Raw genomic sequence first — 25,690 nt, forward strand, 5'->3', positions numbered from 1 at the left:
CTCCGACAACGGCGCCGAGTTCACCGCGGCCAAGGTGATGCGCTGGCTGCGCGACGCGGCGATCGGCCCGGCCTTCATCGCGCCGGGTAGCCCCTGGCAGAACGGGTTCGTCGAGAGCTTCAACGGCAAGCTTCGGGACGAGCTTCTGAACCGGGAATGGTTCCGCAGCCGCGCCGAAGCGAAGGTGCTGATCGAACGCTGGCGGCAGTTCTACAACGAGCAGCGGCCGCACAGCGCCCATGGCTACAAACCCCCGGCGACCGTTCGCCGGAACTGGTCGGAACCCGATACCATCACCCCGGACTCACTGCCTGATCGGCTACAAGTTCCATACTCAGGTCAGTGGCGCAGGGCGAACGGAGCCGGGACGCCGTCCTGGCGATCGAGGCCATGGATGCGTCCGGCCGGATCGTGGCGAGGCATGCTCCGGGCCACGCAGTAGAATCAACCCGGCCAACCGGGGGTCTCCGTGAGCACGATCAATCGATGGGCGATCAACGAGTCGCTCCTGCAGTCGTACCGCTCGATGTTCATCTCGTCCCAGGCGTTCCTGCTGGCCGTCGGGGCGATCGTCATCGGCAAGAGTTCCGCACTGGTCTACGTGACCGCGGCCGTCGGCATCCTGGTGACCTGGTCCATCTGGTTCCCGGTCGTGCGGGCGCGGCACCGGATCGTCGACTACTACAAGTACTCGACCAACCTGTCCGACGACGACCGGGCCCAGCTGTGCTCCGAGCACGACTACGTACACGACGCCGAGCGCCGCGCCCGCGCCAACCAGCTGTTCGGCATCACCACCAACTGGCGGCGGACCCGGCTCAAGATGGACATCGGCCTTCCGCTGCTGTTCTCCTCGATCTGGGTGGCCCTGGTCGTGTACGAATGCAGCCGCACCTGACCTTGCCGGCCGGCCGTCGCACCGCGGCGCCTGCCTGATCCACCCGCCAGGACGCCAGGTGGCGGGCGGTGCGCATCTCGCCCCCGAGGCCGGCCACCTTCATGCGAGAGCCACATGGAACCAATGACGGACGCACTTTCGCCCGAGCAACGCCAGGTGCTCGACGCCCTGCCGGAGGGAACGCCGGTCGTGATGCTCAACCTGCTGCGCTTCCGCGACCAGGCCGCCTACAGCGATCCCGCCGAGGCGTGCAGCGGGCGCGAGGCCTACCGGCGCTACTCGGAGACGGCGCTCCGGGCGATGTCCGCCATCGGGGCGAGCGTCATCTTCAGCGGCAGGGCGCACGAGCCGCTCATCGCGCCGTCCGGGGAAACCTGGCACCAGGTCTTTCTGGTGCGCTATCCGTCGGCCGCGGCGTTCCGTGCCATGCTGTCCATGCCGGAGTACCAGGCCTGCGTGCGCCATCGCACCGCGGCACTTGCGGACTCCCGGCTCGTGCCCATCACGCCGCATGCGACGTAGGCCTGCGGCCCGGGTCGAGCCATCGAGTGCGGTGTTGCTGCATGCCGGCGTCGCCAGCGCGGGCGTCCGGTGACGACGGCGAGGGCATCGCCCAGCGGGGCGGTCGCGATGCGCATCGCGGTGCGACCGCGCCGTCCTGCGGTGCGTATCATCCGAAGCCGCTTCGGGCAGCATCCGGCCCGGTCGCGGATCCCGGGCCCAGGCCCGCTGCATGGAAGAGGGAAAGGCAGGTGTCGCCGAAGCGGATCGTCGAGGAATGGGTGCGTCGCTTCAACGCAGGCGACGTGGAAGGGCTTGCGTCCCTCTACGCGGACGACGCGGTCAACCACCAGGTGGTGATGGACCCGCTGCAGGGCCGCGAGGCGATCCGGCGCATGTTCGAGGTCGAATTCGGGCGGGCGACCATGCACTGCATGGTCGAGAACCTGTTCCAGGACGGGGAGTGGGCGATCCTCGAATGGCGCGATCCGGCCGGCCTGCGCGGCTGCGGCTTCTTCCACGTGCGCGATGGCCGGATCGTCTTCCAGCGGGGCTACTTCGACCAGCTCAGCTTCTTCCGGCAGCAGGGAATCGCGGTGCCCGAGCGTTACCTCGGGACCTGACCGCCGTTGCGGCCAGGCGCCGCGGCGGGGCATGGCCTGCGCCGGCCGGCGCCAGGCGATGCGGGACGGTGCGACTTGGCACAGGGAGGCCCATGAAAACCCGGTACTTCACGGCATCGAGCCTCGACGGCTTCATCGCGACGCAGGACGACTCGCTCGACTGGCTGTTCCCGCTCGGGGACCTCGACGACACCAGCTACCCGGGCTTCATCGCGCAGGTCGGGGCGCTGGCGATGGGATCGTCCACGTACGAGTGGATGCTGCGCAACGCGGGGGCGGTGGCGGCGCAGACCGGCTCGGCCTGGCCGTATGCGCAGCCGGCGTGGGTGTTCTCGTCGCGCGAGCTGCCTGCGATTCCGGGCGCGGACCTCCGCTTCGTGCGGGGCGACGTGCGGCCGGTGCATGCGCGGATGCGCGAGGCCGCCGCGGGCAGGAACATCTGGATCGTCGGGGGCGGCGACCTCGCGGGGCAGTTCCACGATGCCGGGCTGCTGGACGAGATCATCGTCCAGGTCGGGTCGGTGACCCTGGGCGCGGGCAAGCCGCTTTTCCCGCGCCGGCTTGCCGATGCGTCGCTGTCGCTGGTCTCGGCCAGGCAGGTGGGCGCGGGCTTCGCGGAACTGCACTACCGGGTGAATGCCGGCACACGCGGCAATGGAGGAACCGATGGCCACTGAAGTCGCCGTGAGAAGGGCGAGGCCTGGCGACGAAGCCGCGCTCGCGCTGGTCGGGCAGGCCACGTTCCTGGAAACCTTCGCCGGCATACTCGATGGCGCGGCGATCATCGAGCACTGCCGCAAGGCGCACGCCGCCGACCAGTACGCGCGCTGGCTGGCGGACCCGGCCTGCGCGGCGTGGCTGGCGCAGGCGCCGGGAGGCGCGCCGGTGGGATACGCGCTGGTCACGGCCCCGGACCTTCCCTCGGCCGATCCCGACCGCGACCTGGAGCTCAAGCGGATCTACCTGTTCGCGCGTTACCACGGCGGCGGCACCGGCAAGCGGCTGCTCGCCGGCGCCATCGGGCACGCGCGCGAGGCCGGCGCGGCCCGGCTGCTGCTCGGCGTGTACGCGGGCAACCACGCCGCGATCGGGTTCTACCGCAAGCAAGGCTTCGTGGACGTCGCCACGCGGCAGTTCAACGTCGGCGGCAAGGCCTACGACGACCGGGTGATGGGACTGCCGCTCGCCGGCTGACGGCCGGTCGCGGCCCGGCCCGCCTCGCGGCAGCGTGCGATCCGGAGGCCGCGGCGTCGCCGTGGCCCCGCGACACCAGGCGGGTGGCCGCCCGCGGCGGGCATTGGTCGGGTCGGCCGCTTGCCGCGCAGGTGGCCGGGGGCCGGCGTGCGGCCGGTCCGGGGAGCTGCGCCGGCGGCGCCGCAGGCAAAGCGATCCGCAGCGCGCGCATGGCGGCTGCGCCGGTTGGGCGTGATCCCGGGCGGACACCTGGCCGCGCCGGGCCCCAGCCCGGACCGCGGGCCTGTACACCGCGTACCATGGCGGGCAGTCGCCTCGCGTCCGGGCCGGTGATGCCAATGAACCTCGACGACGTCCGAGCCATCGCCACCGGCCTGCCGGGCGTCACCGAGCAGCCGCACTTCGACTACGTCTCGTTCCGCGTCAACGGCAGGATCTTCGCGACGGTGCCGCCGGACGGGCTGCACGTGCACGTGTTCGTCCCTGAGGAGCCACGCGAGCAGGCGCTGGCGCTGTACCCGGAATTCGTCGCCAGGCTGCCGTGGGGCGCCAGGGTGGTCGGGCTGCGCGTCGCGCTCTCGCACGCCGAACTCCCGGTCGTGGCGGGGCTCGTCCGCCAGGCCTGGCGCCACAAGGCGCCGCGCCGGCTGGTGGCGGCGTGGGACGCCTCCTGATGCGGTCGCCGGCGGCCGCCGCATACCGGGCAGGCGGATCGTCGCGGTGACGCGGGACGCGCCACCGCTGCCGGCGCGATGGCGCGGCCTGCGGCGGGTGGGCGGACCGCGCGCCATGTTCCAGCGGAGGAATCGGCCATGTCTTCGCCCAGCGCCTTCGCACTGACCGGCTTCATCGCATGGACGCTGCTGTTGCTCGCGCTCATGGAGGGCATCCGCACCGGCCTCGTGCTGGGCCGGCGGGTGCCTGCCAACCGCTTCACGCCCGACAATGCGGGCCTGTCGCCCTTCATGCAGCGCCTCGCCCGGGCCCACGCCAACTGCGTGGAGAACCTGCCGGTGCTGGGCGGGCTGCTGCTCGTCGCCATTGCCACGGGACATGCCGCGGTCACCGATCCGCTGGCCTGGCCGCTGCTCGGCGCGCGCGTGTGCCAGTCGCTCGTCCACCTGGCCTCGGTCTCGGCGACCGCGGTCACCATCCGCTTCCTGTTCTTCGCCGTGCAGCTGGGCATCGGCCTGTACTGGGCCTTCGCGCTGCTGCGCGCGCTGTGAGGGGCGCCGTCCGGATCGCGGCGCGATGGCCGTCACCAGTGCCTGTCCACGCGGGAGAGCCGACATGGCCGTAAAGCGCATCGGAGCCGGCACCATCGCCCTGCTGGTGGCGGGGTGCTGTGGCTGGTGGTGGGAACCGGCACCGACAACGGAGGCCTGCAGCTGGGTGGCGGGCTGTTGCTCGTGGTCGGCGCGCTGAACGCGATCCGCGAGTTCGCGCGCCGCGGCTGAGCCCGTGGGCCCGGCGTGCGCGGCCAGGCGGGACGCGGCGCGCACCGGCGGCATACACTGGCGCGCCACGCATCCAGTCGCCATCGGGCGGAACACGCCGGAGACCCCATGAACACCACCGCACATCCGCTCGACGACGCGCTGGCCCGCGCGGCCCAGGACCCGGGCGCCCGGCCGGCGTTCTATCGCCTGCTGCTCGAGTCCGAGGTCTATGCGATCGGCCTGGTTCCCGCCCCAGGGTCGGAGGATCCGGACCCGGGCCTGTCGATCGCGCATTTCGCCCGGGAGGGGGGCGACCGGTTCATCCCGTTCTTCTCCAGCGCCGAGGCGCTGCAGCCGCTGCTCGACGAGGAAACGCGCGCGGTGGCGCTGCCGGCGCGCCAGCTGTTCGGGATGACGCGCGGCAACACCCTGGTCCTCAACCCGACTTCGACCACCGGCAAGGAATTCCTGCCCGCCGAGATCGACGCGCTGCTCGGCGTGGCGCCGGTGGTGCGGGAGCGCACGGTCGGCGAGCAGGCGCGGGTGCTGCTGGGACAGCCCGCCGAGTACCCCGAGGCCCTGGTGTCGGGGCTGTCGTCGCTGCTGGCCGGGCACGCGCCGGTCGCGGCGGCCTACCTGTGCCTGATGCAGCAGCCCGACGGCAGCGCGTCGCTGGTCGTCGGCATCGAGGGCGAGGGGGCGCTCGATGCGGTCATGCAGGAGGTGGGCATGGTGGCCGCGGACACCGTGCCGCAGGGCATGCCGGTGGACCTGGTCGAGGTGCGGCGCGGCGACGGCGCGCTGGGCGACTACTTCACCGGGTCGGTCACGCCGTTCTACCAGCGGACCTGACCCGGCCCATGCGCGCGCGAACCGGTCCACGCGCGCGGGGTTCGCGGCCGCGCTGGCCGCCCTCAGGATCGAGCGCACCGCGGCATGGGCGTTCTCCGCGGGCTGCGTCGTGCTGCGGCCGGTCGCTGGCCACGTCCGTGCGCCCCGGTGTACGCGGCGCGTCCACGCGCCGCCGCCCGGTCACACGCCGGCGCCCGGACACGTCTTGGCATCGCGGGTCCAGCGTGGACCCACGGCACGGGAACGACGTGGATGACGAGCAGACTGCTTCCAGGCGAGCGACGGTTGCGCGAAGGCGCGGCCAACCTGCAGCGCGGCGCGGAGAGCGTGGGCGGCGCGCTGCTGCTGACCGACCGGCGTCTGGTGTTCGAGCCGCACGGGCTCAACCTGCATACGCGGCCGGAGGAGATCCCGCTGGACGGCGTGCGCGGGGTCCGTGCGTGCTGGACCCGGTTGCTGGGCGTGCTCCCGGTCGCGCCGAACGCGATCGAGGTCCGGACGTGGGACGGCGCCCGGCACCGCTTCGTGGTGTTCGACCGCAATGCCTGGATCGAGGCGATCAGGGCGCACGCCGGCGAGGCCGTGGCGTAGCGGCGCGGGACCGGCGGCCGCTCGCGGTTGGCCGTGGCGCGGGGAACGGCATCGACAAGGGAGGACGCGACTTGGACCGATTGCAGCAACGCTCGACGTTCGTGACCGTGGTGGCGTGCATCTTCCTCGTCCTGGCGGGATTCGGGACGCTGGTCGGCATCATGCAGGGCGTGATGCTGCTGCTGATGCGCGAGGAACTGGCCGCGGTCGTGCATGCGCCGGTGCCTTCGGACATGCCCGAGGTGTTCAGGTGGATGTTCCGCGCGATGCCGGCCATGTTCGCGGCCATGCTGCTGGCCAATGTCGCCACGTTCGCGAGCGCGATCGGCCTGCTGCAGCGGCGCAACTGGGGACGGGTCGCCTTCATCGCCATGATGGCGCTGGGGATCGCCTGGAACATCGCGGCCGTGGTGCTGAACATCGGCCTCACCAAGGCGATGATGGAGCAGCTGCCGGCGATCACGATGGCGGGCGAGCCGGACCTGCGGGCGGTGTTCGTCGTCGGCATGGTGGCCGGCAGCGCGGTCAGCGTCGCGATTGCCGTCCTGTTCGGCTGGATCATCAGGCGCCTGTGCGCGCCGGCGATCGTGGCGGAGTTCCGCGCCTAGGGACCAGGCGGCCGGTCGGCCGTCGACGGCCACGGCGCCGCGCCCGGGTTACAGTGCACGTCCCCGCGCATGGAGCCATCGGCATGCGAGTGAAGACGACCGTGGTCTGCCTTCCCGTCACCGACCTGCAGCGGTCGCTCGGGTTCTACCGGGCGTTCCTGGAGCGCGACGACGCCAAGGCCGACGGCGACACGATCGTGCTCGAGCTGCCCAACCTCTCGCTGTTCCTGATGCAACGCGACGGGTTCGAGGCGTATTCGCGCAAGGCCGGCCGCACCGCGCTGCTGCCGGGCGCCGACGCGCCGGCGATCGTCAGCTGCGCGGTCGAGACCCGCGAGGACGTGGACCGCGCGCTGGAACGGGCCCAGGGCCATGGCGGCAGCCACGCCGGACAACCGGCGCTCGACCCGGCCTGGGGCGGCTACATCGGATACGCGACCGATCCGGACGGACACCTGTGGGAAATCGTCTGTCCGCACCAGGCATGACCGCGGCACCGGCCCGCGGGGGTGCGGCCCGTGCATCGACGGAGCGACGGGCGTGGACGCGCTGAAGCTCCTGGGGCTGTTCGTCGCCACGGCGCTGGCCGAGATCGTCGGTTGCTACCTGCCGTACCTGTGGCTGAAGCAGGGCAAGCCCGCGTGGCTGCTGCTGCCCGCGGCGCTGAGCCTGGCGGTATTCGTCTGGCTGCTCACGCTGCACCCGCACGCCGCCGGGCGCGTGTACGCGGCGTACGGCGGGGTGTACATCTGCGTGGCGCTGGCGTGGCTGTGGGCCGTGGACGCGGTGCGGCCGAGCGTCACCGACTGGATCGGCGTGGGCGTGTGCCTGCTCGGCGCCGGGATCATCATGCTGGGGCCGAAGGCCTGACCCCCGCGCAAAGGGCGGGCGCCCTGCGGCGCGCGCCGCGCCATCGACTGGAGGCAACATGGCCGCACGGATCCGATCGCTCGTCGCCTTCGCGCACGTCGCCGACGTCGCGCGCAGCATCCGCTTCTACGCCGACCTGGGCTTTCGCGCCGCGCGCACGGTGCCGCCGGGCGGCACCGCGCCGGTCTGGGCCTGGCTCGAAAGCGAGGCGGCGCGGCTGATGCTGGGCCAGGCGTCCGCGCCGGTCGATCCGTCCGCGCAGGCCGTGCTGTTCTACCTGTACGTGGACGACGTGCGGGCATCGCACGCCGCGCTGGTGCGCCTGGGACACGCGCCCGGCCCGATCCGGCATCCGCCGCACATGCCGGGCGGCGAGTTCAGGCTCGAGGATCCCGACGGCTACGTGCTCATGCTTGCGCAGGCGGACGCCGGCGCCAACAATCGCTGACGGGCCGGCCACCGGCGCGTCGCCCCGCGGCCGCGGGCGGCCCGGCAGCACGGCGCCTGGCGGGAGCAACGATGCATAACGACACCACGCAGTACAACGCCGCGCTCGCGTCGCCGCACCGCGAGGTCTGCGAACTGCTGGCGCGGGAGATCGACGCCGGCCTCGAAGGCGCGGCCAACAAGGTCTGGCATGGCCATCCGGTCTGGTTCCTGGACGACAACCCGATCGTCGGCTACAGCCTGGAGAAGAAGGGCGTGCGGCTGATGTTCTGGAGCGGCGCGGATTTCGACGAACCCGCGCTCGACGTCCGGGGCGGCAAGTTCCGGGACGCCTCGGTGTCCTACCGCGAGGCCGGGGAGGTCGACGTCGCGGCCCTGCGGCGCTGGCTGGGCAAGGCGCGCGACATCCAGTGGGACTACCGCAACCTGGCCAGGCGCAAGGGGCGTCTGGAGCGCCTGCGCTAGGCGCGCGGATGGACGCGCGGGGCGGCGCCGACGAGGGGGTCCGTCAGCGCCTGCCGCTCTGGGACGCGTTCTCGGCGCTGTTCCTGGACCACGAGCCCGGCGAGGCGACCTTCCGCGACTTGGCACGCGCGGTCCGCGCGTCCGGCGTCGCGATCGAGCAGGCCGAGGCGATCCTCTGGAACGGGGTGTTCCCCGTGCTCGGGTGGAACCTGCGCTCGGTGGCGGGCGAGTGGGCCGGCTGGCCGCGAACCTGCGGCCGTGCAGCGGCCCGGCGCGCCGGCCCGGTGGCGGCGCGGTCGCGCGCGAGATCGGGCGCTGCCGGGACCGGGTGTGCGCGCACCTGCACGCGCTGGACGGGCGCGGCGCTACGATGCAAGGCCTCGACTGAGTCCGGTGGGACAGGAATGGACGGATTGACGGGCGGTTGCCTGTGCGGCGGGGTGCGCTACGCGACGCGCGGCGAGGGGATCAACCACCGCATCTGCCACTGCAGGCTGTGCCAGAAGGCGATCGGCGCGGCGTTCAACGCGCGGGTGCTGGCGCGCATCGACGACGTCGCGATCGAAGGGGAATGCGCCTGGTTCCATTCGTCCGCGGACCTTGAGCGCGGCTTCTGCCCGCGCTGCGGCTGCACCCTGTTCTCGCGCCGCGCCAGCGCGGGCGTGATGGGCCTGACCGCCGGCAGCCTCGACGACCCGTCCCGGTTCCGTCCCGACATGCATATCTGGGTCTCCTCGCGCCAGCCGTGGGTGGTCATCGCCGACGGCCTGCCACAGCACCCCGGGGCGCCGCCCTCGCGCGGCTATTGACCGTCATGGGCGCGGCGGGATCGCGCCATGAGACGGCCGCGCCCTAGACTGTGCCGATGGAACCGACCGCCCTGCTGATCGTCATCGCCGTCCTGCTGCTGCTGGCCGTGGGACTGCTCGTGGTGCTGGTGCTGCGCCGCCCCGGCGCGCTGCTCGAGCGCGCGCTGCGCGAGGAGCAGCGCGAGGGCCGGGCCGAACTGCGCCAGCAGCTCGACGGGCTGTCGGCGCTGCAGGAGCAGCGCAACGAAGCCTTCGGCCGGCGCCTGGAGGACCTGGCGCTGCGCACCGACCAGCGCCTGGACGTGCTGCGCGAGGCGCTGACCGAGGACGCGCGCAAGGCGCGCGGCGAGCACGCCGAGCAGCAGCACCGGTTCGAACTGGCGCTCGGCCAGCGGCTGCAGGCGATGCGCGAGCAGATGGACGCGTTCGGCCGGCAGCAGGAGACGCGCATGCAGGCCTTCGCCCAGCAGCAGGCCGAACTGGTCGCGCGGGTGGACGCGGGCATGGCCGCGCTGCGCCAGGCGCTGGCCGAGGAACTGGCGCGCTCGCGCGGCGAGGGCGCCGAGCAGCAGCAGCGCTTCGCCGAGGCGCTGGGCGCGCGGCTGTCCGAACTCACCCAGCGCAACGAGCAGCGCATCGGCGAGATGCGCGCCACCCTCGACCAGCAGCTGCGCGCGCTGCAGGAGGACAACGCCGCCAAGCTGGAGAAGATGCGCGAGACCGTGGACGAGAAGCTGCAGAGCACGCTCACCACGCGCCTGGATTCCTCGTTCAAGCTCGTCTCCGAGCGCCTGGAGCAGGTCCAGCGCGGGCTGGGCGAGATGCAGCAGCTGGCCACGGGCGTGGGCGACCTCAAGCGGGTGCTGACCAACGTCAAGACCCGCGGCACCTGGGGCGAGGTGCAGCTGGACAACCTGCTCGAGCAGACCCTGGTGCCCGAACAGTACGCGCGCAGCGTGCGGGTGCGCCCCGACGGCGCCGAGGCGGTGGACTTCGCGGTGCGCCTGCCCGGGCGCGGCAGCGGCGACGCGCCGGTATGGCTGCCGATCGATTGCAAGTTCCCGCGCGAGGACTACGAGCGGCTGGTGGACGCCCAGGAGCAGGCCGATCCGGACCTGGTGCGCGCCACCGGCGCGCAGCTGGAGAAGGCGGTGCGGATCCAGGCGAAGTCGATCTGCGAGAAGTACATCGTGCCGCCGCACACCACCGACTTCGCGGTCATGTTCCTGCCCACCGAAGGCCTGTACGCGGAGGTGATCCGCCGTCCCGGGCTCACCGACGCGCTGCAGCGCGACCATCGCATCGTGGTGGCCGGGCCGACCACGATCACCGCCCTGCTCAACAGCCTGCAGATGGGCTTCCGCACCCTGGCGATCGAGCAGCGCTCGAGCGAGGTGTGGAAGCTGCTGGGCGCGGTGAAGAACGAGTTCGGCAAGTTCGCCGGCATCCTCGAGCGGGCCGAGAAGCAGATCACCACGGTCGGCCGGAGCCTGGGCGACGCCAGCCGCAAGACCCGCACCATCGAGCGCCACCTGCGCGGGGTGGAGACGCTCTCCGGCCCCGAGGCCGCGGGCCTGCTCGGCGATGCCGCCAACGGCGACGACGAGGACGACGCCCGGGAATGATCCCGCGCGGCGGGCGCCCGCGCCTCAGGGCGTGGGCGACAGCGGCACGATCGGCATCACGTCCACCGGCACGGTGGGGTTGGTCTCGTCCTCGAGCAGGTAGTCGGGCAGGTCCTCGGACTGCTCGCTGCGCCGGTCGGACTGGATCAGGTAGTTGCGGCGCTGGATCCAGGCGTCGCGCACCAGCGCGTACTCGTCGGCCGCGCCCTCGCGCATCGCGTCGACCGCGAACAGCTGGGTGCGCAGGTCCACCAGCTGCAGGCCCTGGAGGAAGTAGCGGGCCCGGTCGTCCTCGACCTGGCGGATCGGCGACAGCGGGGCGTCGCCGAGCAGGCCGAAGGTGTCGCGCAGGGTACGCGGGCCGAACAGCGGCAGTTCCACGTAGCGCGAGTTCTTCCAGCCCCACACGCCCAGGGTCTGGCCGAAATCCTCGCTGCGGTTGGGGATCCGCATCCTCGTGGCCGGGTCGAACAGCCCGCCGATGCCGATCGTGGCATTGACCAGGAACCGGCCCAGCGACTGCCCGGCATGTCCCGGGCGGCCCTGCAGCAGCGCGTTGAGCGCGCTCACCGGCTGGCCGAGGTTGCTGAAGAAGTTGCCCACCCCGAGCCGCACCGGGCGCGGCACCACACGCACGTAGAACTTCGCCAGCGGCTTGGCGATGGAGCGGTCGACGGCGTTGTTGAAGCGGTGCACGCGCCGGTTCCAGCCTTCCCACGGATCGTAGCTGACCGGCAGCTGGGCCGGTTCGGGCAGGGTGGGATCGGCGACCGGGTCGTAGGGCGCCTGGCCGTAGATCGCGGCGTAGTCGAGTTCGGCCTGGGTGGGCACGGACGCGTCGCCCTGCATCGCCACGTCCGGTGCGGCGGCATCGGTCGCCCCGGACGGCGGCAGCGCGTCCGGCGCGGCTGCACCGGTGTCCCCGGCCCCGGGCGATGCGGGCACCGACGCGGCGTCCATCGCGTCGCCGGCATCGAGCGTGGCGTCGGGCGTGGCGTCTGGCATCGCGGCCGGTGCGGGCGCAGGGTCGCGGGTGCCGCCGGTGCCGGCGCATGCGGCCAGCAGCAGGGGCAGCAGGAACGGGAGCAGGCGTGGGGGGCGGCGCGGCGTCATCGGGCGATCCGTCGGCGTGGCCGCGCGGGCCTCATGCCCGCGCGAAGGACAGGGAGGGGGAGAGCCGGTAGGCGCGGCGCAGGCCGTCGAGACCGGGCGGATCGCCGGCCACTTCCACGCCTCCGACACGTTGCGCGAGTTCCACCAGCAGCGCAAGGCCCGCGCTGTCGACCGAGGCCACCGCCGTCAGATCGAAGCGTTCCACGCCCGCGAGCACGTCGAGCGCGCGCGGCCACAGCGCGGGCACCGCAGCGCGGTCGAGCGCGCCGGCGAACGCCAGCGTGCCCGCCTCGCGCCGGACCGTGGCCGCGGCCGCCATCAGTTGCCGCCGGTGGCGGGCGAGAGCTGCCCGCTGCGCAGCTCCTGGGTGACCTGGGCGATCGACTTGCGCTGCAGTTCCGCGTCGAACTGCTGGCGGAAGGTCTGCACGAACGACACGCCCTCGACCATCACGTCGAACACGCGCCAGCCGTTGCCGGCGCGGCGCAGCAGGTAGTCGACCGGGATCGGCTCGCCGCCCTGGCGCAGCAGTTCGCTCGACACCTTCACGCCCAGGCCGCGCGGCAGCGCGGTCTCGGACTTGATCCGCACCTGCAGCCGGGTGTTGAAGTCGATCAGCGAGGAGCCGTAACGGCGCATCAGGTTCTGCGCCAGGGCGTCGCCGAACGCCTTCACCTCCTCGTCCGAGGCGCCGCGGCCGTGGCGGCCGAGCACCTGGCGCGCCGCGTAGTCGCGGTCGAACATGTTCTCGAACTCGCCGATCATGAACGCCTGCAGCGCGGCGCGGTCGCCGGCGAACTCGGCGCGGCGGGCCTCGATCGTCTCGAGCACGCGGCGGGTGTTGTTGAGCACCAGCTCGCTCGGCGAGCCCTGCATGGCCGCGGGCGCGGCCTGCTGCGCCTGGGCGGTGGCGACCACGGGCGCCGCGGCGAGCAGGGTCGCGGCGATCGCGATGGCGATGGCGTTGCGGGGGAGGCGGATCATGGGGTCGTTCCTTCTTCCGTGGCGGGGGGCGCGGAGGGTGCGGCATTGTCGCCGCCGCCGCTGAACATGTACTTGCCGACCATCTGGATCAGGTCCACCGCCGGCGTGGTGAAGGCCAGTTCCTCGCCGGGCTTGAGCACCTCGAGGTCGCCGCCCGGCTGCAGGCCGACGTAGCTCTCGCCGAGCAGTCCGCCGGTGAGGATGCTGGCCGAGGTGTCGACCGGGATCTGGTCGAAGCGGCTGTCGATGGACAGGGTGACGAGCGAATCGAAGCGTTCCGGGTCGAGGTCGATCTTCGATACCCGGCCCACGGTCACGCCGCCGATCTTCACCGGCGCGTTGGGCCGCAGCTGGCCGATCTGGGTGAAGCGCGCGACCAGCTCGTAGCTGTCGCCGGCGAAGCCGAAGCGGCTGTTGGTGGACGCGATCGCCAGCACCAGCAGCGACGCGAGCGCCAGCACCAGGAAGGCGCCGACGGCGAATTCAAGACGGGGGCCACGGGTTGCCATTGGGGTCACCTCGACGCCGCGGGGCGCGGCGGACTGCTCGTTGCGGAAGGGGAGTGGACGCGGCGCATGCGGTTCACCGGAACAGGAAGGCCGAGAGCACGAAGTTGAACATCAGCACCAGCAGCGAGGCATTGACCACCGCGCGCGTGGTCGCCACCGAGGTGCCCTCGATGGTCGGCTCGGCGTGGTAGCCGACGTACGAGGCCACCAGCGCGGCGGTCCCGCCGAACACCGCGGCCTTGGTGAACGCCGGGACGAAGTCGTCGTGGAAATCCACCGCGTCCTTCATCGTCTGCCAGAACGTGCCGTTGTCGATGCCCAGCACCTGCACCGCCTGGAACCAGCTGGCGGCGATGGCGAAGCTGGCGAAGAAGCCGACCAGCAGCGGCACGGTCACCACCGCGGCCCAGAACCGCGGCGCGACCGCCTTGGCCACCGGGTCGATCGCCATCAGGCCGAGCGCGGTGATCTGGTCGGTGGCGCGCATCAGGCCGAGCTCGGCGGCGATCGAGGAACCCGCCCGGCCCACGAACAGCAGCGCGGTGAGCACCGGCGCCAGCTCGCGGTACAGGCCCAGTCCGATCAGCACGCTGACCTGGTTCGCGGCGCCGTAGGTCTCCAGCGCGCGGAACCCGAGCAGGGTCAGCGACAGGCCGACGAAGGCGCCGCCGACCGCGATGATCGGCAGCGAGCGCGCGCCGATCTTGTAGATCTCGCGCACCAGTTCGGCGAACAGGTCGGCGGTCGGGCGCGAGGCGCGCAGCACCGACAGCGAGAACAGGCCGGCGCGGCCGACCGAGCGCAGGGTGGCGGCGAGGGCCATCAGCGGCGCCTCCGCGTGCTGCCGGCGGTTGGGCTGCTGCCCCCACCCCGGCCCTCCCCCGCAATGCGGGGGAGGGGGGAGGAACGCTCCACATCCAACTGGCGGCAGAGGGGCCGGGAATGCGCCATATCGAGCTGGCGGCAGAGGGGGCGGGAATGCTCCTCCCCCCGCCTGCGGGGGGAGGCCGGGAGGGGGGCCACCGCCGCCACGCTCACGCCGCCTCCCTGCGCGGGGCGCTGTCGAAGGCGATCGGGCCGTCGGGCTCGCCGCGCAGGAACTGGCGCACCAGCGGGTCCTGCGTGGCCTGGAGCTGGTCCGGCGTGCCGTCGAACACGATCCCGCCGTTGGCCAGCACCACCGCGCGGTCGGCGATGGGCAGGGTCTCGTGCACGTGGTGGGTGACGATCAGGCTGGTCAGGCCGAGGCGGTCGTTGAGCTCGGAGACCAGGTTCATGATCACGCCCGAGGCGATCGGGTCGAGCCCGGTCAGCGGCTCGTCGTACACCATCAGCGGGGGGTCGAGCGCGATCGCGCGGGCCAGGGCCACGCGCCGGGCCATGCCGCCCGAGAGTTCGCGCGGATACAGGTCCGCGGCCGCGCGCAGGCCCACCGCGTGCAGCTTCATCTCGACCAGGCGGTCGATCACCGCGCGCGGCAGCCGCGTGTGGGTGCGCAGCGGCAGGGCCACGTTCTCGGCCGCGGTGAGGTCGGTGAGCAGGCCGTTGCCCTGCAGCAGCACGCCGATCGACTTGCGCATCTCCAGCAGTTCGCGCGTGCGCTGCGGCACCGCCCGCCCGAACACCTCGACCCGGCCGGCGGCCGGTGCCAGTTCGCCGGTGAGCGCGGACAGCAGGGTGGACTTGCCGCAGCCCGACGGCCCCAGGATCGCGGTGACGCTGCCGCGCGGCACGACCAGGTCGATGCCGGACAGGATGGTGCGTCCGCCACGGTCGAGGCGGACGGCGTCGAAACGCACGGCGGGGTCGCGGGAGACGTCGGTCATGGGGGAGGGCACGACGACGGGTCCGGAGGACCCGGAAGCGGTCAAGGATGGCGGAATGCGGCTGAACCTTGACGGAGCCGTCACGGGCATTGGGGTTGGGGGTGGCGGCGGAAAGCAGGCCCGGGGCCGGTGTGGTGGGGGGGGGCGGATGGGTGTCCTGACCAGGTCGTGGCGTGGAGTGGAGGATCGCGCGTGGGAGCGATCGCGCCGGTTGCCCCCACCCCAACCCTCCCCCGCAGGCGGGGGAGGGGGCGGGCAGGCCCAAGGCGCGGGGGAGCGGGCAGGCCCAAGGCGCGGGGGAGCGGGCAGGACAAGGCGTCGCGGCCCCTCCCCCCGCTCGCGGGGGAGGCTGGGAGGGGGGCCGTCGGGGTCCGGCCCGACAGCCGCCCCGGCCAAGGTGACCGGACGGCCCGCGCCGTCCCGCGACCGCCCCGTCAGCCAGTCCCCGCAACGGCCTCCCCGCCTCCCGGCCCATCGGCCGCCGGCGTTTCCGGCAGCACGCCGTTGTAGCGCGCGCGCGGGCGGATCAGCCGCCCGGCCGCCTGCTGCTCCTGGGCGTGCGCCAGCCACCCGGCGAGGCGTCCGGCGGCGAACATCACCAGCGCCGGGGCCGGCGGCAGCTGGTGCACGTAGCAGATCGCCGCGAGCATGCCGTCGATGTTCGGCAGCCGGCCGCTGGTCCGCGCCGCCGCCTCCACCACCGCCTCGACGTGGGCCATGCGCGGGTCGCCGGCGCGGTACCGGCGCAGCATCGCCAGTACCTCGGCGCCGCGCGGGTCGCCGTCCGGATAGAGCACGTGGTGGAAGCCGGGCAGCTCGTCGCCGCGGTGCCAGCGCTCGTCGACGTGGGCGGCGGGGGACCCGGCGGCCGCCGCGTCGGCGAGCAGGGCGTAGGCGCGTGCGGTGGCGCCGCCGTGGCGCGGGCCGGAGAGCGCGGCCAGTCCGGCGCAGACCGTGCCGTGCAGGTGCGCGCCGGTGGAGGCGACCACGCGCGCGGCGAAGGCCGAGACGTTGAGCTCGTGGTCTGCGCACAGCACCAGCGCCGCGCGCACCAGGTCCGCGAAGGCCTCGTCGCCCGGGCGCCAGGCGTCAGCCAGCAGCCGGTGCACGGGTCGCGCGTCGGGCGAGGCGCCGACCAGCAGCGCGGCGTTCTGGCGCAGCAGGGTGGCGGCGATGCGGCGGCGCGTGGCCGGGGCGGCGTTGAGCGAGTCGCGTTCGTCCACGGCCAGCAGCGGGATCGCCGCCATCGCCCGCTTGAGCGGCGGCAGGCTGGCGTCGCCGGCGATCGGCGCCACCCGCGCCGGCCAGCCGCGGGCCGGCGGCGGGTCGAAGGGGTCGCTGTCGCCGCAGTCCCAGAGCAGGCGCGCGGCGTCCTCGAGCGTGGACCCCTCGCGCACCATCGCCACCGCCGCGCGGCCGCGGTAGTAGGGGCTGTCGGGCCGGATCAGGGAGATCGCCGTCTCCATCACCGGCAGGCCCCGGTCCAGGCTCTGCGCGGCGCCGCGGGCGGCCCCGCGGCCGGCTTGCTTGCGCTGGGCCAGGCGCTCGATGTCGCGGCGCAGGTAGAGCCGGCTGCGGTGGTCGGGCCCCGGCCGGGACTCGACCAGGCCGCGGCTGACGTAGGCGTACAGGGTGGCAGGGCTGATCCCGAGCAGGGCGCAGGCCTCGCGGGCCGGGATCAGGTCGCCGCCTCGGGCGGTGGATCGGGGCATGGAGTCAGCTTGATTCGTTCGATCAAGATTGATCAACCCCAGGAAGGGTGCCACATTGGCCGCCCCCGGGACATCCCCGTCCGAGGCCCGCAGCCATGACCCAGCCCTCCAGTGCCTCTCCCGGCGCCCGGTTCCGCGCCGCGCTCGCCGCCGAATCCCCGCTCCAGGTGGTCGGTGCGATCAACGCCAACCATGCGCTGCTCGCCAGGCGCGCCGGCTACCGCGCGATCTACCTGTCCGGCGGCGGCGTGGCCGCGGGGTCGCTGGGCCTGCCCGACCTCGGCATCAACACGCTCGAGGACGTGCTGATCGACGTGCGCCGCATCACCGACGTGTGCGAGCTGCCGCTGCTGGTCGACATCGACACCGGCTTCGGCCCGAGCGCGTTCAACATCGAGCGCACGGTCAAGTCGCTGATCAAGGCCGGCGCGGCCGCCTGCCACATCGAGGACCAGGTCGGCGCCAAGCGCTGCGGCCACCGGCCGGGCAAGGAGATCGTGCCTCAGGCGGAGATGGTGGACCGGGTCAAGGCCGCGGCCGACGCGAAGACCGACAGGGATTTCTTCCTGATCGCGCGCACCGACGCGATCCAGGTCGAGGGCGTGGACGCGGCGATCGAGCGCGCCATCGCCTGCGTCGAGGCCGGCGCCGACGGCATCTTCGCCGAGGCCGCCTACGACCTGGACACCTACCGCCGCTTCGTCGACGCGGTGAAGGTGCCGGTGCTGGCCAACATCACCGAGTTCGGCAAGACCCCGCTGTTCACCCGCGACGAGCTGGCCTCGGCCGGGGTCGCGATCCAGCTCTATCCGCTGTCGGCGTTCCGGGCCATGAACAAGGCCGCGGAGGCCGTGTACGAGGCGATCCGCCGCGACGGCCACCAGAAGAACGTGGTCGACATGATGCAGACCCGCGAGGAGCTCTACGAGCGGATCGGCTACCACGAGTTCGAGCGCAGGCTCGACGCGCTGTTCGCCGCCGGGCGGTGAACGCGCGGCGGCCGCCGTCGGGCTGGTCGGCCGGCGGGCCGGCGGGGGCATGCACCCCGACCGGCTGCCTCCGGCGCGTTCCGGCGCGGCGCGATCGCCGCTTCGATCCAGTCAACGCAGCCGCCGCCAGAAAGCGGACGCGCATCCCCGGGCAGGCGGCCGCCCATCCAGGAGGTTCCCCATGACCGAAGCCACCCCCGCCACGCCGTTCAAGCCGAAGAAGTCGGTCGCCCTGTCCGGGACCGCCGCCGGCAACACCGCCCTGTGCACCGTCGGCCGCACCGGCAACGACCTCGCCTATCGCGGCTACGACATCCTCGACCTCGCCACCACCTGCGAGTTCGAGGAGATCGCCCACCTGCTGGTGCACGGCAAGCTGCCCAACCGCGCCGAGCTGGCCGCCTACAAGGCCAGGCTCAAGTCGCTGCGCGGGCTGCCGGCCGCGGTCAAGGCCGCGCTCGAGCAGCTGCCGCCGTCGGCACACCCGATGGACGTCATGCGTACCGGCGTGTCGGTGCTCGGCTGCGTCCGGCCGGAGAAGGACGACCACAACCACCCGGGCGCGCGCGACATCGCCGACCGGCTGATGGCCTCGCTCGGTTCGATGCTGCTGTACTGGTACCACTACGCCTACAACGGCAGGCGGATCGAGGTGGAGACCGACGACGACTCGATCGGCGGCCACTTCCTGCACCTGCTGCACGGGCGCAAGCCGAAGGACAGCTGGGTGCGCGCCATGCACACCTCGCTGATCCTGTACGCCGAGCACGAGTTCAACGCCTCGACCTTCACCTGCCGCGTCATCGCCGGCACCGGCTCGGACATGTACTCGGCGATCTGCGGCGGCATCGGCGCCCTGCGCGGGCCCAAGCACGGCGGCGCCAACGAGGTCGCGTTCGAGGTCCAGAAGCGCTACGAGACCCCGGACGAGGCCGAGGCCGACATCCGCCGCCGGGTCGCGAACAAGGAGGTCATCATCGGATTCGGCCACCCGGTCTACACCGTGTCCGACCCGCGCAACAAGGTGATCAAGCAGGTCGCGAAGGAGCTGTCGGAGGAAGCGGGCAACACGAAGATGTACGACATCGCCGAACGCCTGGAATCGGTGATGTGGGACATCAAGAAGATGTTCCCGAACCTCGACTGGTTCAGCGCGGTCAGCTACCACATGATGGGCGTGCCGACCGACATGTTCACCCCGCTGTTCGTGATCTCGCGCACCTCCGGCTGGAGCGCGCACATCATCGAGCAGCGCATCGACGGCAAGATCATCCGCCCGAGCGCGAACTACACCGGTCCGGAGGACCAGACCTTCGTGCCGATCGACCAGCGGCCCTGACCCACCGCGTTACTCCCTCCCCCGCGTGCGGGGGTGGGGACATCCTGCCTGCACGGCATGCCGTGCAGGATGCCCGGACGACCGGCGCCCTGCGCCGGGCCGGACGGGCCGGGGTGGGGCCAGCGGCCGCATCGCTGCCCGGGACGCGCGCTGAGCGCGCGCCCCCATCCCGACCTTCCCCCGCTCGCGGGGGAAGGGGCCAACTCCCCAGCTTCGAGTCGCCCGCCATGAACAGCCTGCACCGCAAACCCCTTCCCGGCACCCAGCTCGACTGGTACGACGCGCGTGAAGCCGTCGAGGCGCTGCAGCCCGGCGCCTGGGCGGGCCTGCCCTACACCGCGCGCGTGCATGCCGAGAACATCGTGCGCAGGGCCGACCCCGCGCGCATCAACGACTACCTCGGCCAGCTGGTGCGCCGCGAGCGCACGCTCGACTTCCCCTGGTTCCCGGCGCGCGTGGTCTGCCACGACATCCTCGGCCAGACCGCGCTGGTGGACCTGGCCGGCCTGCGCGACGCGATCGCCGACCAGGGCGGCGACCCGGCCGCGGTCAACCCGGTGGTGCCGGTGCAGCTGATCGTCGACCACTCGCTGGCGGTCGAATGCGGCGGCTACGACCCGCAGGCGTTCGAGAAGAACCGCGCGATCGAGGACCGCCGCAACGCCGACCGCTTCCACTTCATCGAGTGGTGCCGGCATGCGTTCGACAACGTGGAGGTGATCCCGCCGGGCAACGGGATCATGCACCAGATCAACCTGGAGAAGATGTCGCCGGTGGTGTACGTGCACGACGGCGTCGCCTTCCCCGACACCTGCGTGGGCACCGACTCGCACACCCCGCACGTGGACGCGCTGGGCGTGATCGCGATCGGGGTCGGCGGCCTGGAGGCCGAGAACGTGATGCTCGGGCGCGCCTCGTGGATGCGCACGCCGGAGATCGTCGCGGTCGAGCTGGCTGGCCGTCCCGGTCCCGGCATCACCGCCACCGACATCGTGCTGGCGCTGACCGAGTTCCTGCGCCAGCAGCGCGTGGTCGGCGCATACCTGGAGTTCCGCGGCCCAGGCGCGGCGGCGCTGACCGTGGGCGACCGCGCCACCATCTCCAACATGGCGCCCGAGTACGGCGCCACCGCGGCGATGTTCTTCATCGACGGCAATACCCTCGACTACCTGCGCCTGACCGGCCGCAGCGAGGAGCAGGTGGCGCTGGTCGAGACCTACGCGAAGGCGGCCGGCCTGTGGGCCGACGACCTCGCCGACGCGCGCTACGAGCGGACCCTGCACTTCGACCTGTCGGCGGTCGAGCGCAACATGGCCGGCCCGTCGAACCCGCACCGGCGCCTGCCCACGCGCGCGCTGGCCGAGCGCGGCATCGCCGACCCGGCCAAGCTCGAGGCCGCGCGCGCGGCCGAGCGCGAGGGCCAGCTGCCCGACGGCGCGGTGATCATCGCCGCCATCACCTCCTGCACCAACACCAGCAACCCGCACAACGTCATCGCCGCCGCCCTGCTGGCGCGCAACGCGGTGCAGAAGGGCCTGGCGCGCAAGCCGTGGGTGAAGACCTCGCTGGCGCCGGGTTCGCGCGCGGTGCAGCTGTACCTGGAGGAGTCCGGCCTGCTGCCGCACCTGGAGCAGCTGGGCTTCGGCATCGTCGGCTTCGCCTGCACCACCTGCAACGGCATGAGCGGCGCGCTGGACCCGAAGATCCAGCAGGAGATCGTCGACCGCGACCTGTACGCGGTGGCCGTGCTCAGCGGCAACCGCAACTTCGACGGCCGGATCCATCCCTACGCCAAGCAGGCCTTCCTGGCCTCGCCGCCGCTGGTGGTGGCCTACGCCATCGCCGGCACGGTGCGCTTCGACATCGAGAAGGATCCCCTGGGCTTCGACGCCGACGGCAATCCGGTCACGCTCAAGGACCTCTGGCCCAGCGACGCCGAGATCGACGCGGTGGTGAAGGCCAGCGTCAAGCCCGAGCAGTACCGCGCGGTGTACGGGCCGATGTTCCGGCTCAAGGTCGAGGGCGGCGAACCGGCCAGCCCGCTCTACGACTGGCGCCCGCAGAGCACCTACATCCGCCGCCCGCCGTACTGGGAAGGCGCGCTGGCCGGCGAGCGCACCCTGCGCGGCATGCGCCCGCTGGCGGTGCTCGGCGACAACATCACCACCGACCACATCTCGCCGTCGAACGCGATCCTGCCGTCGAGCGCGGCGGGCGAGTACCTGGCCTCGATGGGCCTGCCCGAGGAGGACTTCAACTCCTACGCCACCCATCGCGGCGACCACCTCACCGCGCAGCGCGCGACCTTCGCCAACCCCAAGCTGCTCAACGAGATGGTGCGCGACGACGACGGCAACGTGGTCCAGGGCTCGCTGGCGCGGCTGGAGCCCGAAGGCCAGGTGATGCGCATGTGGGAGGTGATCGAGACCTACATGCAGCGCCGCCAGCCGCTGGTGATCATCGCCGGCGCCGACTACGGCCAGGGCAGCTCGCGCGACTGGGCCGCCAAGGGCGTGCGCCTGGCCGGGGTGGAGGCGATCGTGGCCGAGGGCTTCGAGCGCATCCACCGCACCAACCTGATCGGCATGGGCGTGCTGCCGCTGCAGTTCCAGCCGGGCACGACCCGCCTGACCCTGGGCATCGACGGCACCGAGACGTTCGATGTCGTCGGCACGCCCGCGCCGGGCGCGACGCTGGCCCTGGTGGTGCGTCGCCGCGACGGTAGCAGCGTCGAGGTCCCGGTCACCTGCCGCCTCGACTCGGACGAGGAGCTGTCGATCTACGAGGCCGGCGGCGTGCTGCAGCGCTTCGCCCAGGATTTCCTGGCCCGGTCGCGGACGGCCTGAACGCCGGTCGCGGCCGGGTGGTCGATTCCCGGCCGCGCCGTTCGTCGGATCCCTGCATACCCACCCAGGAGACCGAGCATGTCCGACGCGAACAACAACACCGGCACCGTCACCCTGCACCGCGTGCTGCGCGCGCCGCCCGAGCGCGTGTACCGTGCCTTCGTCGATCCGGCGGCGATGGCGAAGTGGTCGCCGCCGCACGGCTTCACCGGCGTGGTCCACGAGAGCGACGTGCGCGTGGGCGGCGGCTACCGGATGTCGTTCACCAACTTCTCCACCGGCACCAGCCACACCTTCGGCGGCCGCTACGTCGAGCTGGTCGAGGGCGAGCGCATCCGCTACACCGACGCGTTCGAGGACCCGGGCCTGCCCGGCGAGATGCAGGTGACCGTCACCTTCGAACCCGGCCCCGTGGGCACCGTGCTGCGGATCCGCCAGGAGGGCCTGCCCGAGGCGGTTCCGGTCGATTTCTGCTACGCCGGCTGGCAGCAGTCGCTGGAGCTGCTGGCGCAGCTGGTGGAAGCCGAGATCCCCGACGGGCCCTGAGGCTCAGGCGGCGATGCGATGCTCGTAGTACGGATGCTGGCGGTCGTCGAGGATGGCGTACAGGCGCGCGAGGTCGCGCGGGTCCGGATCGAGCCAGGCGTCGAGGTGCTCGGGCTTGAGGTTGATGATGGTGCGGTCGTGGCCCGCGGCCGCGACCTCGGGCTCGGGGTCGTCGGTGATCGCGGCGAACGAGAGCAGGTCGGGCTCGCGGCCGGCCGGATCGGTCCATTCGGACCACAGGCAGGCGATGTACATCGGCTCGCCGGTGCGCGGCGCGAACTCCAGCACCCGGTTGCGGCCGTCCACCTCGACGTTCTCGTAGAAGCGGTCGGCGATCATCACCGCGTGGCGGCGCCCGAACAGCCCCGCCCAGAAGCCTTCGAGGCTGTCGCGGCGGGCGCTGTAGGTGCCGGGGAACCTGCGGTCGAAGGAGGCGGGCTTGCCGGCGGGCCGGCACTGGTAGCGCATCAGCCGCACCAGCCGGCGCCCGCCCTCGGCGACCACGACCGGGCACCAGCTGCCCGGGTAGATGCGGCGGTCGTCCTCGCCCTCGCGGCCCTTGAGTGCGTCGAGCCGGCGCTGCGCGGCCGCCACCTTGGCGCTGCCGATGCGCGCGTCCTCGCGCGCCTTCTTCGTGTCCCGCGCCTGCAGCGCGCGCTCGGCGTCGGCGACCCGGCGCCGCTGCGCGAACACCTCGCGGGTGAGGCGGTCGGTTTCCCAGGCGTCCCAGCGCCGGACCAGCACCGCGACCTCCTCGGGCCCGTTCGCGAGCAGGTCGCGCTCGACCGCGCGCGGCACCCGCGGCCGGCGCGACGGCTGCGCGCCCTCCTTCCACCAGAAGGTGCGCACGAAGGTGCGGATGTCCATGTCCGCGCCGGTGAGGCGGCGGTACTTCTCGTACTCGGCCTTGATCTGGGCGGAATAGCACATGGCGGCGCGTGGCCCGTGGCGCGCGTGGCGCCGTCGCCCCCCATCCTACGCCGCGGGCCGCGCGACGGACGTCGCGCCGCCGCGTCCCCGGCGCCGCCCGGCTGCGGGACAATCCGCGCCAAGGCTCCCTCCAACCGTGCCCGCCGGCCGCGGGCAGCGCGCCAGGCGCGCAGCAGTGCAGGACACCTCCCATGGCAGTGAAGAAGGGCATCAGGCAACTGGTCGACGAGGCCAACGCGCGCATCACCACGATCCCGGTGGAGGAGGCCAGGGCGCTGCTCGGGGACCCGGACGTGCAGTTCGTCGACATCCGCGACGTGCGCGAGCTCGAGCGCGAGGGCCTGGTGCCCGGCGCGTTCCATGCGCCGCGTGGGATGCTCGAGTTCTGGGCCGATCCGGACAGCCCGTACTTCAAGCCGGTGTTCGGGCAGGACCGGCGCTTCGTGCTGTACTGCCAGTCGGGCTGGCGCTCTGCGCTGGCGACCGCCGCGCTGCAGGACATGGGCCTGGCGCGCGTGGCCCACGTCGCCGGCGGTTTCCATGCCTGGAAGGCGGCGGGCGGCGAGGTCGCGCGCAAGGAGACGCGCGCGCCGGCCGCCGCCACGCCGCTGGCGGGCGGCCAGGTCCGCATCCCGGCCACCTACATGCGCGGCGGCACCTCCAAGGGCGTGTTCTTCCGCCTCGAGGACCTGCCCGAGGCCGCGCGCGTGCCCGGCCCGGCGCGCGACGCGCTGCTGATGCGCGTGATCGGCTCGCCCGACCCCTACGGCAAGCACACCGACGGCATGGGCGGCGCGACCTCGAGCACCAGCAAGTGCGTGATCCTGTCGAAGGCGACGGTGCCCGGCCACGACGTCGATTACCTCTACGGCCAGGTCTCGATCGACAGCGCCTTCGTCGACTGGAGCGGCAACTGCGGCAACCTGTCGGCGGCGGTCGGGCCGTTCGCGATCGCCAACGGGCTCATCGATCCCGCGCGCGTGCCGAAGGACGGCACCTGCACCGTGCGCATCTGGCAGGCCAACATCGGCAAGACCATCGTCGCCCGCGTGCCGGTGGTCGACGGCCAGGTGCGCGAGACCGGCGACTTCGAGCTCGACGGCGTGACCTTCCCGGCGGCGGAGATCGTGCTCGAGTTCGTCGATCCCTCCGACGACGGCGATGGCGGCGCGATGTTCCCGACCGGGAACCTGGTCGACACCCTGGACGTGCCCGGCATCGGCCCGCTGCAGGCGACGCTGATCAGCGCCGGCATCCCGACCGTGTTCGTCAACGCGGCCGACATCGGCTACGACGGCACCGAGCTGCAGCCGGCGATCAACGACGACCGGGCGGCGCTCGGGATGCTCGAGGCGATCCGCGTCGCCGGGGCGCTGCGCATGGGCCTGATCCGCACGCCGGAGGAGGCGCAGACGCGCCAGCACACGCCCAAGGTCGCCTTCGTCGCACCGCCCAAGGACTACGTGGCCTCGAGCGGCAAGGCGATCGCCGCCGCCGACATCGACCTCAACGTGCGCGCGCTGTCGATGGGCAAGCTGCACCACGCGATGATGGGAACCGCGTCGGTCGCGATCGCCACCGCCGCGGCGGTGCCCGGCACCCTGGTGAACCTGGCCGCCGGCGGCGGCCGGCGCGACGTGGTGCGCTTCGGGCATCCCTCCGGCACCCTGCAGGTCGGCGCCTCGGTGGAACAGGTCGACGGACGCTGGAGCGTCACGAAGGCGGTGATGAGCCGCAGCGCCCGCGTGCTGATGGAAGGCTGGGTGCGCGTGCCGGCCGACGTGGTCGCCTGACCCCGGCCGCATCCCCGCCGCCATGACCCCCTCGCCCGTGCACGGGGGAGGGCCAGGGTGGGGGCAAGCGGGCGCCCAGGTCCTTTCCGCGCCTGCGGCGCGTCCCCCATCCCAACCTTCCCCCGCAAGCGGGGGAAGGGGGCGGGCGCAGCGAAGGCGCTGGAACGGGGAAGGTGGAAGC

29 protein-coding genes and 2 pseudogenes are annotated in these 25,690 nt (G+C 72.7%); 23 read left to right on the plus strand and 8 right to left on the minus strand.

Translation table 11 applies throughout. The features are described 5' to 3' along the window. The 17 genes and pseudogenes from LUTJ29_RS18370 to rmuC form a co-directional block, all read left to right on the plus strand. Positions 1 to 259: pseudogene (locus tag LUTJ29_RS18370) on the plus strand (integrase core domain-containing protein); the annotation flags it as partial. Positions 260 to 469: 210 nt separating this feature from the next. Beyond that, a complete protein-coding gene (locus LUTJ29_RS0106970) occupies positions 470 to 898 on the plus strand; it encodes a hypothetical protein (protein WP_027071906.1) in 429 nt (142 codons plus the stop codon). Between the two features lie 123 nt (positions 899 to 1,021). Next, on the plus strand, positions 1,022 to 1,420 hold the full coding sequence (locus LUTJ29_RS0106975; RefSeq protein ID WP_027071907.1) for a DUF1330 domain-containing protein: 399 nt from the start codon (positions 1,022 to 1,024) through the stop codon (positions 1,418 to 1,420). A gap of 230 nt (positions 1,421 to 1,650) precedes the next feature. Next, positions 1,651 to 2,022 carry a nuclear transport factor 2 family protein gene (locus LUTJ29_RS0106980; RefSeq protein WP_027071908.1) on the plus strand — a complete coding sequence of 124 codons (372 nt, stop codon included), beginning with the start codon at positions 1,651 to 1,653 and terminating at the stop codon, positions 2,020 to 2,022. 92 nt (positions 2,023 to 2,114) lie between these two features. Continuing rightward, positions 2,115 to 2,699 carry a dihydrofolate reductase family protein gene (locus LUTJ29_RS16525; protein WP_051322794.1) on the plus strand — a complete coding sequence of 195 codons (585 nt, stop codon included), beginning with the start codon at positions 2,115 to 2,117 and terminating at the stop codon, positions 2,697 to 2,699. Continuing rightward, complete coding sequence (locus tag LUTJ29_RS0106990; protein ID WP_043740909.1) at positions 2,689 to 3,216, plus strand: GNAT family N-acetyltransferase; 528 nt, start codon at positions 2,689 to 2,691, stop codon at positions 3,214 to 3,216. Before LUTJ29_RS16525 ends, LUTJ29_RS0106990 begins: the two co-directional genes overlap by 11 nt. 338 nt (positions 3,217 to 3,554) lie before the next feature. Then, positions 3,555 to 3,890 (plus strand): MmcQ/YjbR family DNA-binding protein, encoded by a 336-nt coding sequence (locus LUTJ29_RS18025; protein ID WP_051322795.1) that lies wholly within the window; start codon positions 3,555 to 3,557, stop codon positions 3,888 to 3,890. 138 nt (positions 3,891 to 4,028) lie between these two features. Continuing rightward, on the plus strand, positions 4,029 to 4,442 hold the full coding sequence (locus LUTJ29_RS0107000) for an MAPEG family protein (protein ID WP_027071910.1): 414 nt from the start codon (positions 4,029 to 4,031) through the stop codon (positions 4,440 to 4,442). Between the two features lie 339 nt (positions 4,443 to 4,781). After that, positions 4,782 to 5,507 carry an enhanced serine sensitivity protein SseB C-terminal domain-containing protein gene (locus LUTJ29_RS16535; RefSeq protein ID WP_051322796.1) on the plus strand — a complete coding sequence of 242 codons (726 nt, stop codon included), beginning with the start codon at positions 4,782 to 4,784 and terminating at the stop codon, positions 5,505 to 5,507. Positions 5,508 to 5,759: 252 nt separating this feature from the next. After that, positions 5,760 to 6,098: a PH domain-containing protein gene (locus LUTJ29_RS0107015; RefSeq protein WP_027071911.1), complete on the plus strand. Its 339-nt coding sequence runs from the start codon at positions 5,760 to 5,762 to the stop codon at positions 6,096 to 6,098. A gap of 71 nt (positions 6,099 to 6,169) precedes the next feature. Next, the gene (locus tag LUTJ29_RS18030; RefSeq protein WP_144774269.1) at positions 6,170 to 6,706 is read left to right on the plus strand and encodes a hypothetical protein; all 537 of its coding nucleotides are present in this window, start codon (positions 6,170 to 6,172) and stop codon (positions 6,704 to 6,706) included. Positions 6,707 to 6,789: 83 nt separating this feature from the next. Continuing rightward, the gene (locus tag LUTJ29_RS0107025; RefSeq protein WP_027071912.1) at positions 6,790 to 7,194 is read left to right on the plus strand and encodes a VOC family protein; all 405 of its coding nucleotides are present in this window, start codon (positions 6,790 to 6,792) and stop codon (positions 7,192 to 7,194) included. 61 nt (positions 7,195 to 7,255) lie between these two features. Beyond that, on the plus strand, positions 7,256 to 7,576 hold the full coding sequence (locus LUTJ29_RS19010; protein ID WP_232221185.1) for a YnfA family protein: 321 nt from the start codon (positions 7,256 to 7,258) through the stop codon (positions 7,574 to 7,576). A gap of 58 nt (positions 7,577 to 7,634) precedes the next feature. Further along, entirely contained in the window at positions 7,635 to 8,024 is a 390-nt protein-coding gene (locus tag LUTJ29_RS0107035) for a VOC family protein (protein WP_027071914.1), read from the plus strand. A gap of 71 nt (positions 8,025 to 8,095) precedes the next feature. Further along, entirely contained in the window at positions 8,096 to 8,488 is a 393-nt protein-coding gene (locus tag LUTJ29_RS0107040; RefSeq protein ID WP_027071915.1) for a DUF1801 domain-containing protein, read from the plus strand. A gap of 404 nt (positions 8,489 to 8,892) precedes the next feature. Continuing rightward, entirely contained in the window at positions 8,893 to 9,297 is a 405-nt protein-coding gene (locus tag LUTJ29_RS0107045; RefSeq protein WP_027071916.1) for a GFA family protein, read from the plus strand. A gap of 56 nt (positions 9,298 to 9,353) precedes the next feature. Next, positions 9,354 to 10,922 (plus strand): DNA recombination protein RmuC, encoded by a 1,569-nt coding sequence (gene rmuC, locus LUTJ29_RS0107050; RefSeq protein WP_027071917.1) that lies wholly within the window; start codon positions 9,354 to 9,356, stop codon positions 10,920 to 10,922. A gap of 24 nt (positions 10,923 to 10,946) precedes the next feature. On the opposite strand, the gene LUTJ29_RS0107055 is transcribed toward rmuC, so the two are convergent. The 7 genes from LUTJ29_RS0107055 to LUTJ29_RS16545 all read right to left on the minus strand — a co-directional run bounded on the left by LUTJ29_RS0107055 (position 10,947) and on the right by LUTJ29_RS16545 (position 17,066). Continuing rightward, positions 10,947 to 11,882 (minus strand): VacJ family lipoprotein, encoded by a 936-nt coding sequence (locus LUTJ29_RS0107055; protein WP_232221186.1) that lies wholly within the window; start codon positions 11,880 to 11,882, stop codon positions 10,947 to 10,949. A gap of 184 nt (positions 11,883 to 12,066) precedes the next feature. After that, a complete protein-coding gene (locus LUTJ29_RS0107060) occupies positions 12,067 to 12,354 on the minus strand; it encodes an STAS domain-containing protein (protein ID WP_027071919.1) in 288 nt (95 codons plus the stop codon). Beyond that, on the minus strand, positions 12,354 to 13,019 hold the full coding sequence (locus tag LUTJ29_RS0107065; RefSeq protein ID WP_043740816.1) for an ABC transporter substrate-binding protein: 666 nt from the start codon (positions 13,017 to 13,019) through the stop codon (positions 12,354 to 12,356). The genes LUTJ29_RS0107060 and LUTJ29_RS0107065 overlap by 1 nt, the downstream gene beginning before the upstream one ends. Next, positions 13,016 to 13,528 (minus strand): outer membrane lipid asymmetry maintenance protein MlaD, encoded by a 513-nt coding sequence (gene mlaD, locus LUTJ29_RS0107070; protein WP_027071921.1) that lies wholly within the window; start codon positions 13,526 to 13,528, stop codon positions 13,016 to 13,018. Before mlaD ends, LUTJ29_RS0107065 begins: the two co-directional genes overlap by 4 nt. Positions 13,529 to 13,601: 73 nt before the next feature. Continuing rightward, positions 13,602 to 14,351 carry an MlaE family lipid ABC transporter permease subunit gene (locus LUTJ29_RS0107075; protein ID WP_027071922.1) on the minus strand — a complete coding sequence of 250 codons (750 nt, stop codon included), beginning with the start codon at positions 14,349 to 14,351 and terminating at the stop codon, positions 13,602 to 13,604. A gap of 211 nt (positions 14,352 to 14,562) precedes the next feature. Next, positions 14,563 to 15,354, minus strand: coding sequence for an ATP-binding cassette domain-containing protein (locus LUTJ29_RS0107080; protein ID WP_027071923.1), 792 nt, complete (start codon positions 15,352 to 15,354; stop codon positions 14,563 to 14,565). 434 nt (positions 15,355 to 15,788) lie between these two features. After that, positions 15,789 to 17,066: a citrate synthase family protein gene (locus LUTJ29_RS16545; RefSeq protein WP_051322798.1), complete on the minus strand. Its 1,278-nt coding sequence runs from the start codon at positions 17,064 to 17,066 to the stop codon at positions 15,789 to 15,791. Between the two features lie 95 nt (positions 17,067 to 17,161). Here LUTJ29_RS16545 and prpB point away from each other — a divergent pair, with 95 nt between their 5' ends. The 4 genes from prpB to LUTJ29_RS0107105 all read left to right on the plus strand — a co-directional run bounded on the left by prpB (position 17,162) and on the right by LUTJ29_RS0107105 (position 22,786). Next, complete coding sequence (gene prpB / locus LUTJ29_RS0107090) at positions 17,162 to 18,055, plus strand: methylisocitrate lyase (RefSeq protein WP_027071924.1); 894 nt, start codon at positions 17,162 to 17,164, stop codon at positions 18,053 to 18,055. Between the two features lie 181 nt (positions 18,056 to 18,236). Continuing rightward, the gene (gene prpC, locus LUTJ29_RS0107095; protein ID WP_027071925.1) at positions 18,237 to 19,394 is read left to right on the plus strand and encodes a 2-methylcitrate synthase; all 1,158 of its coding nucleotides are present in this window, start codon (positions 18,237 to 18,239) and stop codon (positions 19,392 to 19,394) included. Between the two features lie 227 nt (positions 19,395 to 19,621). Then, positions 19,622 to 22,240, plus strand: coding sequence for a Fe/S-dependent 2-methylisocitrate dehydratase AcnD (acnD, locus tag LUTJ29_RS0107100; RefSeq protein WP_027071926.1), 2,619 nt, complete (start codon positions 19,622 to 19,624; stop codon positions 22,238 to 22,240). 78 nt (positions 22,241 to 22,318) lie between these two features. Beyond that, the gene (locus tag LUTJ29_RS0107105; RefSeq protein WP_027071927.1) at positions 22,319 to 22,786 is read left to right on the plus strand and encodes an SRPBCC family protein; all 468 of its coding nucleotides are present in this window, start codon (positions 22,319 to 22,321) and stop codon (positions 22,784 to 22,786) included. 3 nt (positions 22,787 to 22,789) lie between these two features. Here LUTJ29_RS0107105 and LUTJ29_RS0107110 read toward each other — a convergent pair whose 3' ends face one another. Further along, positions 22,790 to 23,716, minus strand: coding sequence for an SOS response-associated peptidase family protein (locus LUTJ29_RS0107110; RefSeq protein ID WP_027071928.1), 927 nt, complete (start codon positions 23,714 to 23,716; stop codon positions 22,790 to 22,792). 191 nt (positions 23,717 to 23,907) lie between these two features. Between LUTJ29_RS0107110 and LUTJ29_RS19015 the strand changes: the two are divergent. After that, positions 23,908 to 24,261: pseudogene (locus LUTJ29_RS19015) on the plus strand (rhodanese-like domain-containing protein); the annotation flags it as partial. Between the two features lie 63 nt (positions 24,262 to 24,324). Further along, positions 24,325 to 25,509, plus strand: coding sequence for a 2-methylaconitate cis-trans isomerase PrpF (gene prpF, locus LUTJ29_RS0107115; RefSeq protein WP_027071929.1), 1,185 nt, complete (start codon positions 24,325 to 24,327; stop codon positions 25,507 to 25,509). Positions 25,510 to 25,690 lie beyond the last annotated feature (181 nt).

Source organism: Luteimonas sp. J29 (genome assembly GCF_000472505.1).
Classification (GTDB): Bacteria; Pseudomonadota; Gammaproteobacteria; order Xanthomonadales; family Xanthomonadaceae; genus Luteimonas.